This window comes from Micromonospora sp. DT46 (genome assembly GCF_049841735.1).
Taxonomy (GTDB): domain Bacteria; phylum Actinomycetota; class Actinomycetes; order Mycobacteriales; family Micromonosporaceae; genus Micromonospora; species Micromonospora reichwaldensis.
The window spans coordinates 20,526-33,278 of record NZ_JBNCKW010000014.1; the positions used below are offsets into that span (position 1 = coordinate 20,526).

A 12,753-nucleotide genomic window follows, 5' to 3' on the forward strand; every position below is an offset into this window, starting at 1 on the left:
CGCCCGTCGATCGGCCCACCGTGTCGATCAGCCCACCGTGTCGGTCAGCCTCAGCAGCTCGGCGACGAACTCGGCCGGCCGCTCCAGGTGCGGGCTGTGCCCGCAGCCGGGCAGCAGCACCTCGCGGTACGCCCCGCCGGCCGCCGCGTAACGCTCCAGCACCGCCCGGGTCTGCGCCACCATCGGCTGCGCCGGGCAGGCCGCCTCCCCCGGCCAGCCGGGCACCACGCCCAGCGAGCCCAGGTGGGCCAGGTCCATCATCGCGGTGTCCGAGACGATCACGTCGGCGTCCCCGTGGATCCAGGTGACCGGCGGCTTCCCGGCCACGGCGACCAGTTCGTCGGCGATCCGGAAGTGCGCCGGGGAGAGGGCGTTGAGCACGCCGCGCCGTCCCGGGGCGGTGCCGGGCCAGTTCGCCGAGGCCACCGCCGTACCGGGGTAGTTGTCGTCACCGGTCGCGGTGGAGAGGAGGCTGTCCAGCAGCAGCTCCTCGTCGTCGCCGAGCGAGGCCGGGTCCGCCACGTAGGTGGCCCGCAGCACGGCGCGCGGGCTGGCCGGGCTGTCCACGCCCCGGTCGCCGGCGGCCAGCCGCCTGACGAACTCTCCGTTGGCGGTGCCGCCGCCGGTGCCGGCGAAGTCGGGGGTGGTCGGCGTCCCCGTCAGGTCCCGGGTGCCGCCGTAGCCGTACGGCGAGACCGGAGCGGCGAGCAGCAGCGCGCCCACCCGGTCGGGGTGGTCAACGAGCAGCCGCATGGCCACCCCGCCGCCGAGCGAGTGGCCGACCACCACCGGCCGGACGCCGGGGGCGAAGAGGGACGGCTCGTCGAGCAGCGCGGCGACGTCGTCGGCGAAGTCGCGCAGCCCCCGGGTCGCGTCCACCGGGACGGTGTCGGTCAGCCCGTAGCCGCGCAGGTCGGGCGCGACCACCCGGAGGGTGGCCGGCAGTCGCCGCACGAGCGGCTCCCAGAAGGCCGCCGACGAGCAGTTGCCGTGGATCAGCAGTACGGGAACGCCGTCCGGCGGCCCGGCCACCCGTACCGCCTGGGTGATCCCGTTCGCCGACACCTGCCGCTGTCCGGTCTCCATCCGCCGGATGCTGCCACGGGGGCGCCGGACGCGTCCATGGGCCGGCCCGCCACCTTCACCGGCCCGGAGGTGTGCGCCGGCATCCGCCGTCGGCGCCGGTCAGGACGGCGCGGACACCGCCGCCGGAAGCGCCACCGGCGACACCGCGTCGACGGCCGGTGCGGCCTGCGCCGCGATCGGCAGCGGCAGGGTCGGGCGGCGGTCCCGGCGCGGCTCGCCGAAGCTGAAGCCCACCGGGTCGGTCCGCGCCACGCCCGGGTCGAAGACGCGCAGCTCGGTGCGGCCGAGCCGGATCACGTCCCCGTCGGCCAGCCGCTCCACGCCGGTGATCCGCCGGTCGTTCAGCCAGGTGCCGTTGGTGGAACCCAGATCCGCCAGGGCCGCCCCCTCGCCCGTCAGCCAGACCTCGGCGTGCCGGCGGCTCAGGTGGGCGTCGTGCACCACGATGTCCGCGGTCGACCCCCGGCCGATGACCTGCCGCTCAGGGCCCACCCGGACGCTCAGCCCCCGCATCGCCCCACCGGCCACCGTCAACAACGGTCTCAGTTCCGGATGTTCCTCCATGGAATGTCAGCCTCCACCCCGCGCGGTCACCCCGCGCGTCAGCCTGCCACCACACGGTAGTCGCCTCCACCGCCGCATGGTCACCTCCGCGTCCCCGGCCGGACACCTCGCGTTCGGCGATTCGGCGCCCTCCGGCGGAAGAATCATCACAAGTCCGGCCGACCGCCGTCCACCCCGTTCCGCCGTTCCGCGGCCGGTCCGACCGGCGGGACCCTGCCGTCGCGGCCCTACCGGCGAGTAATTCTCAGGTCTAGACTTCCGCCATGACGGCTGTGCGTGTCCCGGGTACCCCGATCATCGAGGACGGTCGGCTGGTGTCGACGAGCCCGGCGACCGGCGCGGAGGCCGGACGCCTGCCGGTCGCCACCGCCGAGGACGTCGGGCGGGCCGTCGAGCGGGCCCGAGCGGCCGGCGAGTGGTGGGCCGGGCTCGGCTTCGGCGGGCGCAGGGAGCGGCTGCTGCGCTGGCGCAGCCTCCTCGCCCGGCGGATCGAGGAGATCGCCGAGCTGGTGCACGTCGAGGGCGGCAAGCCGATCGCCGACGCCGTCGTCGAACTCGTCAGCGCCGTCGAGCACGTCGACTGGGCGGCCCGCAACGCCGGCCGCGTGCTGGGCCCCCGCCGGGTCCGCTCACGGCTCGTCCTGGCCGAGTTCTCCGCCCACCTCGAATACCAGCCGTACGGCGTCGTCGGCGTGATCGGCCCGTGGAACTACCCCGTCTTCACCCCGATCGGCTCCGCCGCGTACGCGCTGGCGGCGGGGAACGCGGTGGTGCTGAAGCCCAGCGAGTACACCCCCGTCGTCGGGCAGTGGCTGGTCGACACGTTCGCCGAGGTGGTGCCGGAGCAGCCGGTGTTCACCGCGGTGCACGGGCTCGGCGACGTGGGGGCGGCGCTCTGCCGCTCGGGAGTGGACAAGGTGGCCTTCACCGGCTCGTCGGCCACCGCCCGGAAGGTGATGGCGGCCTGCGCCGAGTCGCTGACGCCGGTGCTGCTGGAGGCGGGCGGCAAGGACGCGATGATCGTCGACGCCGACGCAGACCTGGACGCCGCCGCCGAGGCGTGCGTCTGGGGCGCGCTGACCAACGCCGGCCAGACCTGCATCGGCATCGAACGGGTCTACGCGGTCGAGCCGGTCTTCGACGCCTTCGTCGGCAAGGTCGTCGAGCGGGCCGGCCGGTTGACCGTCGGCGCGGACGACGCGGACATCGGCCCGATCACCATGCCGAGCCAGGTCGACGTGATCCGCCGGCACATCGACGACGCGCTGGCCCGGGGCGGCCGGGCCGTGCTCGGCGGCGCGGACGCGGTGCAGCCGCCGTACGTGCGGCCGACCGTGCTGGTGGACGTCCCGGAGGACTCCGCCGCCGTACGCGAGGAGACGTTCGGGCCGACGCTGACCATCAACCGGGTCCGCGACGCCGACGAGGCCGTCGCCCGCGCCAACGCCCTGTCGTACGGCCTGGGGGGTTCGGTCTTCGGCCGGCGGCGCGCGGTGGCGATCGCCCGGCGGCTGCGCTCGGGCATGGCGTCGGTGAACTCGGCGCTGACCTTCGCCGGGATGTCCACCCTGCCGTTCGGCGGCGTCGGCGACTCCGGCTTCGGGCGCATCCACGGCGAGGACGGGCTGCGCGAGTTCAGCCGCGCCAAGGCCATCACCCGGCGGCGGGCCCGGTCGCTGCTGCCCTCGACGACCTTCGAGCGGACGCCGGCCGACGTCGCACGACTCGTCAAGGCCATCAAGGTCATGTACGGCAGGTGACTGTCGGATAACCGATCATGAAGACCCTCACATGTGTCCAACGTGGTGGGAGCGGTACATTGCGTTAAATGCGCCCCCATCGATTGCGCTTCCACCTCGTCGACAGTGACCGGTCGTGGAGTGCCCGGCAGCGGCGTCGCCGCGCCGACTGGCTGGTCCGGACGTTCCCTGACCTGGAGAAGATGCACGTCATCGACCTGGGTGGCCGGCTCGGCACCTGGACCCGGGCCGACGTGCGGCCGGCGCGCGTACACGTGGTCAACCTGGAGCGACCGCCCACGGACGTCCCGGAGTGGGCGGAGGTCGACCGGGCCGACGCCTGCGACCTGCCGGCCCGGATCACCGGGCGCCGCTACGACCTGGTCTTCTCCAACTCGGTGCTGGAGCACGTCGGCGGGCACGAGCGGCGGCTGCGCTTCGCCGACGCCGTGCGCAACCTCGGCGACCGGCACTGGGTGCAGACGCCCTACCGCTACTTCCCCATCGAGCCGCACTGGATCGCGCCGGGCATGCAGTTCCTCCCCGTGCGGCTGCGGACCGCGTTCGCCCGCCGCTGGCCGCTCGGGCACAAGCCGACCCGCAGCCACGAGGCCGCCATCCACCAGGTGCTCTGGACGGAGCTGCTGGACCGCTCGCAGATGCGGCACTACTTCCCCGACTCGCGGATCCTCGTCGAGCGGGTGGCCGGCCTGCCCAAGTCGCTGATCGCGGTCCGCGCGGACGGCCCGCCGGAGCCGCCCCGTTGACGCTGCGGCGGGCCCGGCCTCCGGCGTCCGCCGCAACGCCGCGAGGACGGTCCGACCCGGCCAGCCTCACAGTCAGAACAGGGTGAGCTCGTCGCGCTCGATGCCGCGCAGCTTGTCGTAGTTGACGACGACGCAGCGGATGCCCCGGTCCGTGGCGAGCACCCGGGCCTGCGGCTTGATCTCCTGTGCCGCGAAGACCCCGGCGACCGGCGCGAGCAGCGGGTCGCGGTTCATCAGCTCCAGGTACCGGGTGAGCTGCTCCACGCCGTCGATCTCGCCGCGCCGCTTCACCTCCACAGCCACGGCGCCCTGGTTGGCGTCCCGACAGAGCAGGTCGACCGGGCCGATCGCCGTCATGTACTCCCGGCGGACCAGCGTGAACCCCTCGCCGAGCGTTTCCGGGTTGGCCGCCAGCAGCTCCTGAAGGTGCGCCTCCACGCCGTCCTTGCGCAGGCCCGGATCGACGCCCAGCTCGTACGAGGTGTCCTGGAAGATCTCCTCCAGGGTGATCCGCAGTTCCTCCCCCGCCTTGTTGACGACCCGCCAGACGCCGGGGGCCTCCTCCAACCGGCAGGGCGGGCTCATCCAGTTCAACGGCTTGTACGCCCGGTCGTCGGCGTGGATCGACACCGACCCGTCCGCCTTCACCATGAGCAACCGGGTGGCCGGCGGCAGGTGGGCCGAGAGCCGTCCGACGTAGTCCACCGAGCACTTCGCAATGACCAACCGCACCCGACGAGGGTAGCGGAGACCCCGGTCCGCGCCACCGAGCGGCACTGGCGCGCCGGTGCGATGCTGAGATGGTGCTCGAAGTTCTCACCGGTACCGGTCTCGCCGCCTCGGCGGGGCTGAACGCGTACATCCCCCTGCTCACCATGGGTCTCCTGGCCCGCTACACCAGCCTGATCGACCTGCCCGGCGGCTGGCAGTGGTTGGGCAACGGCTGGGTGATCGCGATCCTGGCGGTGCTGCTGGTCGTCGAGGTCGTCGCCGACAAGGTCCCGGTGGTCGACCACGTCAACGACGTCGTGCAGACCGTGGTCCGGCCGACAGCCGGCGGCCTGGCGTTCGGCGCGGGCTCGTCCTCGGAGACGGTGACGGTCAGTGACCCTGACACCTTCTTCTCGTCCAGCCAGTGGGTCCCCGTGGTGGCCGGGGTGGTGATCGCCCTCGGCGTACACCTGTTGAAGTCCGCCGCCCGACCGGTCATCAACGCGACCACGGCCGGCGTCGGCGCACCCGTGGCCAGCACCGCCGAGGACGCCACCAGCGTGGCCATGTCGGTGGTGGCGATCCTGCTGCCGGTGCTGGTGCTGGCGTTCCTGCTCGGGCTGGTCGTCTTCGTCTTCTGGTTCGTGCGCCGCCGCTCCGACCGCCGCCGGGAGCGTCAGGCGGCGCGGGCCGCCGGCTTCCGCGTCTGATCGTCGTACGCCCCGACCGCCTCCCGTCTGCCGGTGGCGCGGTGCTGGTGTCCACCCGGCACGCGCCGCTGCCCGACGTGCCCGGCACCGCCGGCTGGGGTCGGCGAACTGACCACGGCCCGCCGAACAACGCCCGCCCCGGTCCCGGACATGCGTCTGGCCGGCACCCCACCTCGGGGTGCCGGCCAGAGCGACGTTCAGTTGCTGTCGTCAGCTGTTCCAGTGCTCGGCCACCAGGTCAGCGGCCTGCTGCTCCCACTGGGCGTAGTGGTCGGGGTACGCCGACACCTGCACCGTCTGCGCGGCCTTCGTCAGCGGCATGTCCTGCCACCCGTCGACCTGCTTCAGACCCTTCAGGAACGCCGTCGTCGAGTACTCCGGGTCGGTGATCTGCTCCACCGTGCCCCACCCACTGGACGGACGCTGCTGGAACAGGCCCTGCGAGTCATGGTCGTTGCGGTCACCCAGATGACCCAGGTTCTCCAGCTTCGACTCCTGCAACGCCGTCGCGATCGACACCACCGCGGCACGCTCGTCCATGCCGGCCTTCTTCGTCGCCGCGACGATCGCCTTGACGTTGGCGACCTGCTCGTCCGACAGGTCAACGTGCGACTGCGCGCTCTGCACGCCATGCGGCACCAGCTTGCCCATGTCCGGCTTGTCGGCCTGCACCGCAGCCGCCGTGATCGGCGAGCCCGCCTCGACCTCGACACCGGAGTTGGCGTGGTTCAGCGGACCGGCAGCAAGACCACCGGCGACCGCCAGGCCAGCGATACCAAGAACGCTCTTACGCATGATCGTGTTCATCGGAAACGCTCCATTCGGGGGTCGGCACCCGCACCGAGGGGGATCGGCTCACGCGGGTGCAAGCACCGTCCGGCGCTCACGAACTCGGCTCAACTCAGGAACCAGGAGATCTCCGGCAACTCGTCCGGAGGAAGATCAGATCGGCCGCGCCCGCCTGCTGACCAGTGGAGGTCGTGGCTGTCTCGCGGGGCGGGGACGCCCTCACGCTTCGCGTTGCGGGTGCCCTTACGCGGGCCGTGACCATGTGTAACCACCGCCGGCCCGCCATCATTCCGGGCCTGGGCCCGCCAGCCCGTCGGACAACGTGGCCTGACCCACTCGAACTGGCCCGAGGGCGCGGGCGAGGGAATGGCGGCTTGGTTCAGCCTCCCGCGACGGCGGCCTTGCTCGGTCGTACGCACGGTGTAACGACCCCGCCGCAGCCACGATTCCGCCCCCGCAATGCCTCCGGTCGCATCCACAAACCGGACAAAACATTTGGGACGGGGCGTCAGGTGATGCCCGACGCGGCCCCGACCGGACCTTGGCGACAAGCCCGGACACCCGTGCAGCCAGGAAACAGGTGGCCGACCGCCGCACCCCGCCCAAATTGCCCGCCTCGCCACACCCGGGCAAGCCAAGAACACCGGTCCACCCACTGGTGATCAGGACGCCATGGACGTTAAAACCGCCCGTTAAGGTCCATGGCGTCCTGATCACCAATGCTCGCTTCACGGCGGCAGGCAGGGTGAGGGCTCCCGTTGCGGCGACCGGCCCTCTGCACGGCCGGCTTGGACGGGCCGTCCGGGGCGCGTCGACCGGATCGCGGCACCGCGGTCGGGTCGCCCGGTCCGCGTCGCTCGGTCTGCGTCGCCCGGTCCGCGTCGCCCGGTCCGCGTCGCTCGGTTCGCGGCACCCGATGTCGGGATGAGCGGGGACCCACCGGGCACTGCCAGCCGGGATGAGGCAGGCGCAACCAGCCGGGACAGAGCCCGCGCAAGCAGCCGGGACAAGGCCGTGGAATCAACCGGACACGGCCCGCGCAAGCCGCCAGGACAAGGCCGCGCGACCAACCCGACGGGGTCCCCGCGCGCAGCCGGTTCAGGTAGCAGGCTCGACAGCGGGCACGCAGGAAATGTCAGGCGCTGACATCATCTCCCGGTGCACGTGAAGATCCCCCGCGTTCCGCTCGTCGCGACCCTCACCGCCGTCGTCGCCGCCGCGGCTCTCCTCGTCCTCCCAAACCCGCTGCGCGCGCCGGCCGACGCCGGCATCGTCCGCATCGCGGCAACCGATCGCGCCGCGGCCGCCCCGGAGACCACGGCCCCCGCCGAGCCCGCGGTGACGGTGGCCCCGGCCACCCCGGAAACCACGGCCCCCGCCGCGCCTGCGGCGACGGTCCCCGGCGCGACCCCGGTCGGGACCAGGCCACCCGTCGTCGACCACGGACCGCGTACGGGGAACAAGGTGGCGCTCACCTTCGACGCCGACATGACGGACGGGATGCGGTACCAGCTGCGCAGCGGCGCGGTGCGGTCGTACGCGAACCTGAAGATCATCGACCTGCTGGAACGGGAGCGGGTGCCGGCCACCTTCTTCCTCACCGGCAAGTGGGTGGAGCAGTACCCGGACGTGACCCGTCGACTCGCCGCGAACCCGCGCTTCGAGCTGGCCAACCACACGTACGGGCACCTGGCCTTCACCCCGGACTGCTACGGCCTGCCCCGTATCGCGGAGCGGGAGATGACGGCCGACGTGGCCCGTACGTTCGACGTGGTGGCCGCGTACGGGGGGCGGCAGACCCGGTACTTCCGCTTCCCCGGGCTGTGCCACGACCGGAAGGCGCTGGCCGCGCTGGCGCCGCTGGGGGTGACGGTGGTCGACGGCGACGTGGTCAGCGGCGACCCGTTCGCGAAGTCCTGGCGGCCGGTGGTGCATGCCGCGCTGGACGGGGTGCGTCCGGGATCGGTGATCGTCCTGCACGTGACGGAGGCGAACGCGCCGATGACGGACGAGGCGCTGCCGCACATCCTGGCCGGGCTGGCCGAGCGCGGCCTCGAGCCGGCCCCGCTGTCCGAGGTGCTCGGAGTGGGCTGAAGCAGGCTCGGCAAAACCCACAAAAGCCTAAAATCGGGGCACGACTCTATAGGAGGTCACCATGACCGCAGCAGTGGAGATGCCCCGCGTCCAGGAATGTGTCGTGGCGGCGTGCTCGTACAACCACACCAACGACTGCCACGCCTTCGCCATCACCATCGGCAGCCCGGACCACGCGCACTGCCACACCTTCGTCGAGATGCCGGCGGTCCGTGGCGGGGTCGACGGCGGCATGACCGCGCAGGTGGGCGCCTGCCAGCGCGCGGACTGCCAGCACAACGAGCAGCTGGAATGCCACGCGCCGTCGATCAAGGTCGGTCCCGACAACGACATGGCCGACTGCATGACCTACGTCAGCCGCTGACCTGACACGGGCGCACCGGCGTCGGGCCGCGACGGACAGGCCCCTGGCGACGCGTCCTCGCCGGGGGCCTTCCCCTCAGCGCAGGCCGTTGGCCTCCCGGACCACGGTCACCAGGTCGTCGATGATCCCCGTCAGGGCGAAGTCCTTCGGCGTGAAGACCCGGGCCACCCCGGCGGCGCGGAGCTGCTCCGCGTCGCCGGCGGGGATGATCCCGCCGACCACCACCGGCAGGTCCGACCGGCCGGCGGCGCGCAGGCCGTCCAGCACCGCCGGTACCGCCGCCAGGTGCGAGCCGGAGAGGACCGAGAGGCCGACCAGGTCCACGTCCTCCTCGACGGCGGCGGCGACGATCTGCCCGGCGGTCAGCCGGATGCCCTGGTAGACCACCTCGAAGCCGGCGTCGCGGGCGCGTACCGCGATCTGCTCCGCGCCGTTGGAGTGCCCGTCGAGGCCGGGCTTGCCGACCAGCAGCCGCAGCCGGCCGCTGCCCAGCTCGCGGGCGGTGGCGGCGACGCGCGCCCGGACGGCGGCCAGGGTGGCGTCCCCGCCGGCCCCGGCGGCGCCGGTCAGGCCGGTGGGCGCCCGGTACTCGCCGAAGACCTGGCGCAGCGCGCCGGCCCACTCGCCGGTGGTCACCCCGGCCCGCACGCACTCCAGCGTCGCCGGCATCAGGTTCGTCGTGGTCGCGGCGTCCGCGCGCAGCCGGGCCAGTGCCGCGTCGACAGCCGAGTCGTCCCGCCCGGCCCGCCACCGGCGTACGGCCTCAGTGGCCGCCGCCTCGACGGCCGGGTCGACCTGCTCGACGGACTCGGCGCCGGCGGCGGTCAGCGGCGACGGCTCGGTCTCGGTGAACCGGTTGACGCCGACCACCACGTCGGCGCCGGATTCCATCCGGCGGCGCCGCTCGGCCAGCGAGGCGACCAGGGCGCTCTTGAGGTAGCCGGTCTCGACGGCCGCGACGACGCCGCCCATCTCCAGCACCTTCTCCAGCTCGACCCGGGCCCCGGTGACGATCTCCTCGACCAGCGCCGTCATCACGTGCGAGCCCTCGAACAGGTCCGGGTACTCCAGCAGGTCCGACTCGTACGCGAGCACCTGCTGCATGCGCAGCGACCACTGCTGGTCCCACGGCCGGGGCAGGCCGAGCGCCTCGTTCCAGGCGGGCAGTTGCACGGCACGGGCCCGGGCGTCCCGGGAGAGGGTCACGCCGAGCATCTCCAGCACGATGCGCTGGATGTTGTTCTCCGGCTGCGCCTCGGTCAGGCCCAGCGAGTTGACCTGCACGCCGTAGCGGAACCGCCGCTGCTTCGGGTTCTCCACCCCGTAGCGCTCGCGGGTGATCTCGTCCCAGAGCGCCCCGAAGGCGCGCATCTTGGCGATCTCCTCGACGAAGCGCACCCCGGCGTTGACGAAGAAGGAGATCCGCTGCACGACGTCGCCCATCCGCTCGGCGGGCACCTGCCCCGAGTCACGGACCGCGTCGAGCACCGCGACGGCGGTGGAGAGCGCGAAGCCGACCTCCTGCACCGGCGTCGCGCCGGCCTCCTGGAGGTGGTACGAGCAGATGTTCACCGGGTTCCAGCGCGGCATCTCGCGCAGCGCGTACGCGACGACGTCGGCGGTCAGCCGCAGCGACGCGGCCGGCGGGAAGATGTGGGTGCCCCGGGAGAGGTACTCCTTGATGATGTCGTTCTGCGTGGTGCCGGCGCAGCGGGACAGCTCCGCGCCCTGCTCCTCGCCGACCGTGCCGTAGAGGGCGAGCAGCCACATCGCCGGCGCGTTGATGGTCATGGACGTGTTCATGTCGGCCAGCGGGATGCCGTCGAAGAGGGCCCGCATGTCGCCGAGGTGCGCCACCGGCACACCGACCCGACCCACCTCGCCGGCGGCGAGCTCGTGGTCGGGGTCGTAGCCGGTCTGGGTCGGCAGGTCGAAGGCGACCGACAGGCCGGTCTGCCCCTTCGCCAGGTTGCGGCGGAAGAGCGCGTTCGTCGCCGCGGCCGAGCTGTGCCCGGCGTAGGTGCGCATCACCCAGGGGCGGTCGCGCTCGGGCAGCCGGCCGGGGAGAGCCTTCTCGTCCATGGCGGGAGTCTAAGTTACCGTTCAGTCACCAGAGCTGTGGAAAACCACACAGCTCCATGGAGCGGAAACCCGGGTGCGAAGCGCCCGACATGGGCGCGACCACCACACCCCGGCCGGCCCACCGCCGCGGCCAGGTCGCACACTTGACGCATGCATGACGAGCTGGCGATCTCCGTCCGGGGGCTGCGCAAGGCGTACGGGGACAACGTCGCCGTGGCGGGCGTGGATCTCGACGTCCACCGCGGCGAGGTCTTCGCCCTCCTCGGCCCCAACGGCGCCGGCAAGACCACCACCGTGGAGATCCTGGAGGGCTACCGGCGGCGCGACGCCGGCGACGTCGACGTCCTCGGCAGCGACCCGGCCCGTCCGGCCGCCGACTGGCGCTCCCGGGTGGGCATCGTGCTCCAGGGCACCGGCGAGTTCGACGAGTTGACGGTCGCCGAGGTGGTGCGCCACTTCGCCGGCTTCTACGCCGACGCGGACGACCCCGACAAGGTCGTCGAGCGGGTGGGGCTGGCCGGCAAGGCGAAGGCGCGTACGCACACCCTCTCCGGCGGGCAGAAGCGCCGGCTCGACGTGGCGCTCGGCATCGTGGGCCGCCCCGAGCTGCTCTTCCTGGACGAGCCCACCACGGGCTTCGACCCGGAGGCGCGCCGGGAGTTCTGGGAGCTGATCCGCGACCTGGCCGCCGCCGGCACCACCATCGTGCTCACCACCCACTACCTCGACGAGGCGGAGTCCCTCGCCGACCGGGTCGGCGTCATCGCGGGCGGCCGGGTGGTCGAGGTGGCCACGCCCGACCAGCTCGGCAACCGGCGCGAGGCCCTGGCGACGGTCTCCTGGCGTACGCCGGAGGGGGCGCGGGAAACGGCGGAGAGCGCGACGCCGACGGCGCTGGTGGCGGAGCTGGCGGCGCGCTTCGGCGGCGAGGTCCCCGGCCTGACGGTGACCCGGCCGACCCTGGAGGACATCTACCTGCGCATGATCGGACACCGATGACCACCACGACGAAGCCGGCCGCGCCGGTCACCACGGCACCGGCCCGGCGACCCGGCCCGGTCGCCCTCAGCCTGCGGCAGAGCCGGCTGGAGATCACCCAGTTCCTGCGCAGCCGGGAGTCCGTCGTCTTCACGATGGGCTTCCCGGTCATCATGATCCTGATCTTCGCGGCGATCTTCGACGACGAGATCGCCCCCGGTGTCAGCTACACGCAATACTTCATCACCGGCATGATCGCCACCGGCCTGATGACGGTGAGCTTCCAGAACCTGGGCATCTGGATCCCGATCGAGCGGGACCGGGGGGTGCTCAAGCGCTACCGGGGCACGCCGATGCCGAAGTGGGTCTGGTTCGCCGGCAAGGTGATCATGGTCGTGGCGATCGGCATCGCCGAGACCGTGCTGCTGCTCGCGGTCTCGGTGGCGCTGTTCGACCTGGAGCTGCCCGGGACCGCCGCGAAGTGGCTGACCTTCGGCTGGGTGTCGGTGCTCGGCGTCACCGCCTGCACGTTGTGCGGCATCGCCATCTCGTCGCTGGCCCGCACCGCCCGCAGCGGCTCGGCAGTGGTCACCCCGGTCGCGCTGGTGCTCCAGTTCATCTCCGGGGTGTTCTTCGTCTTCACCGAGCTGCCGACCTGGATGCAGCAGGTGGCGGCGCTCTTCCCGCTGAAGTGGATGTGCCAGGGCCTGCGCTCGGTCTTCCTGCCGGACGGCTTCGGCGCCCGCGAGCCGGGTGGCTCGTTCGAGCTGGACCGGGTCGCCCTGGTCCTCGTCGCGTGGTGCGTGATCGGCCTGGTGCTCTGCCTGACCACGTTCCGCTGGACGACCAAGCGCGACGGCTGAGGTCTG

12 protein-coding genes are annotated in these 12,753 nt (G+C 72.6%); 7 read left to right on the forward strand and 5 right to left on the reverse strand.

What is annotated here, in order from left to right:
• Positions 1 to 27: 27 nt before the first annotated feature.
• Both ACLQ20_RS29625 and ACLQ20_RS29630 read right to left on the reverse strand, forming a co-directional pair.
• Entirely contained in the window at positions 28 to 1,086 is a 1,059-nt protein-coding gene (locus ACLQ20_RS29625; protein ID WP_425858216.1) for an alpha/beta fold hydrolase, read from the reverse strand.
• A gap of 99 nt (positions 1,087 to 1,185) precedes the next feature.
• Positions 1,186 to 1,650 (reverse strand): FHA domain-containing protein, encoded by a 465-nt coding sequence (locus ACLQ20_RS29630; RefSeq protein ID WP_151454872.1) that lies wholly within the window; start codon positions 1,648 to 1,650, stop codon positions 1,186 to 1,188.
• Positions 1,651 to 1,913: 263 nt separating this feature from the next.
• Between ACLQ20_RS29630 and ACLQ20_RS29635 the strand changes: the two genes are divergently transcribed.
• Both ACLQ20_RS29635 and ACLQ20_RS29640 read left to right on the forward strand, forming a co-directional pair.
• On the forward strand, positions 1,914 to 3,410 hold the full coding sequence (locus tag ACLQ20_RS29635; protein ID WP_151454873.1) for an aldehyde dehydrogenase family protein: 1,497 nt from the start codon (positions 1,914 to 1,916) through the stop codon (positions 3,408 to 3,410).
• 68 nt (positions 3,411 to 3,478) lie between these two features.
• Positions 3,479 to 4,156, forward strand: a complete 678-nt coding sequence (locus ACLQ20_RS29640) for a methyltransferase domain-containing protein (RefSeq protein WP_151454874.1) — start codon at positions 3,479 to 3,481, stop codon at positions 4,154 to 4,156.
• Between the two features lie 72 nt (positions 4,157 to 4,228).
• On the opposite strand, the gene nucS is transcribed toward ACLQ20_RS29640, so the two are convergent.
• Complete coding sequence (gene nucS / locus ACLQ20_RS29645) at positions 4,229 to 4,888, reverse strand: endonuclease NucS (RefSeq protein WP_151454875.1); 660 nt, start codon at positions 4,886 to 4,888, stop codon at positions 4,229 to 4,231.
• A gap of 71 nt (positions 4,889 to 4,959) precedes the next feature.
• On the opposite strand from nucS, the gene ACLQ20_RS29650 reads away from it, so the two are divergent.
• On the forward strand, positions 4,960 to 5,577 hold the full coding sequence (locus ACLQ20_RS29650; RefSeq protein ID WP_151454886.1) for a DUF4126 domain-containing protein: 618 nt from the start codon (positions 4,960 to 4,962) through the stop codon (positions 5,575 to 5,577).
• A 210-nt stretch (positions 5,578 to 5,787) separates the two neighbouring features.
• Here the strand turns inward: ACLQ20_RS29650 and ACLQ20_RS29655 are convergent, their stop codons facing one another.
• Positions 5,788 to 6,384 carry a hypothetical protein gene (locus ACLQ20_RS29655; protein WP_327029432.1) on the reverse strand — a complete coding sequence of 199 codons (597 nt, stop codon included), beginning with the start codon at positions 6,382 to 6,384 and terminating at the stop codon, positions 5,788 to 5,790.
• 1,140 nt (positions 6,385 to 7,524) lie between these two features.
• Here ACLQ20_RS29655 and ACLQ20_RS29660 point away from each other — a divergent pair.
• Positions 7,525 to 8,460, forward strand: a complete 936-nt coding sequence (locus ACLQ20_RS29660) for a polysaccharide deacetylase family protein (RefSeq protein WP_425858217.1) — start codon at positions 7,525 to 7,527, stop codon at positions 8,458 to 8,460.
• A 61-nt stretch (positions 8,461 to 8,521) separates the two neighbouring features.
• Positions 8,522 to 8,824, forward strand: a complete 303-nt coding sequence (locus ACLQ20_RS29665; RefSeq protein WP_151454877.1) for a DUF1540 domain-containing protein — start codon at positions 8,522 to 8,524, stop codon at positions 8,822 to 8,824.
• A gap of 75 nt (positions 8,825 to 8,899) precedes the next feature.
• Here ACLQ20_RS29665 and ACLQ20_RS29670 read toward each other — a convergent pair whose 3' ends face one another.
• Positions 8,900 to 10,906, reverse strand: coding sequence for a protein meaA (locus tag ACLQ20_RS29670; RefSeq protein ID WP_151454878.1), 2,007 nt, complete (start codon positions 10,904 to 10,906; stop codon positions 8,900 to 8,902).
• A gap of 150 nt (positions 10,907 to 11,056) precedes the next feature.
• Between ACLQ20_RS29670 and ACLQ20_RS29675 the strand changes: the two genes are divergently transcribed.
• Both ACLQ20_RS29675 and ACLQ20_RS29680 read left to right on the forward strand, forming a co-directional pair.
• The gene (locus ACLQ20_RS29675; RefSeq protein ID WP_151454879.1) at positions 11,057 to 11,905 is read left to right on the forward strand and encodes an ABC transporter ATP-binding protein; all 849 of its coding nucleotides are present in this window, start codon (positions 11,057 to 11,059) and stop codon (positions 11,903 to 11,905) included.
• Positions 11,902 to 12,747: an ABC transporter permease gene (locus ACLQ20_RS29680; RefSeq protein ID WP_151454880.1), complete on the forward strand. Its 846-nt coding sequence runs from the start codon at positions 11,902 to 11,904 to the stop codon at positions 12,745 to 12,747. Before ACLQ20_RS29675 ends, ACLQ20_RS29680 begins: the two co-directional genes overlap by 4 nt.
• The last annotated feature ends 6 nt before the right edge of the window (positions 12,748 to 12,753 follow it).

Bases quoted from the DNA above. Each gene is read 5' to 3' on its own strand.
- ACLQ20_RS29625 (WP_425858216.1), bottom strand. From the start codon at position 1,086: ATGGAGACCGGACAGCGGCAGGTGTCGGCGAACGGGATCACCCAGGCG.
- ACLQ20_RS29630 (WP_151454872.1), bottom strand. From the start codon at position 1,650: ATGGAGGAACATCCGGAACTGAGACCGTTGTTGACGGTGGCCGGTGGG.
- ACLQ20_RS29635 (WP_151454873.1), top strand. From the start codon at position 1,914: ATGACGGCTGTGCGTGTCCCGGGTACCCCGATCATCGAGGACGGTCGG.
- ACLQ20_RS29640 (WP_151454874.1), top strand. From the start codon at position 3,479: ATGCGCCCCCATCGATTGCGCTTCCACCTCGTCGACAGTGACCGGTCG.
- ACLQ20_RS29655 (WP_327029432.1), bottom strand. From the start codon at position 6,384: ATGAACACGATCATGCGTAAGAGCGTTCTTGGTATCGCTGGCCTGGCG.
- ACLQ20_RS29665 (WP_151454877.1), top strand. From the start codon at position 8,522: ATGACCGCAGCAGTGGAGATGCCCCGCGTCCAGGAATGTGTCGTGGCG.
- ACLQ20_RS29670 (WP_151454878.1), bottom strand. From the start codon at position 10,906: ATGGACGAGAAGGCTCTCCCCGGCCGGCTGCCCGAGCGCGACCGCCCC.
- ACLQ20_RS29675 (WP_151454879.1), top strand. From the start codon at position 11,057: ATGCATGACGAGCTGGCGATCTCCGTCCGGGGGCTGCGCAAGGCGTAC.
- ACLQ20_RS29680 (WP_151454880.1), top strand. From the start codon at position 11,902: ATGACCACCACGACGAAGCCGGCCGCGCCGGTCACCACGGCACCGGCC.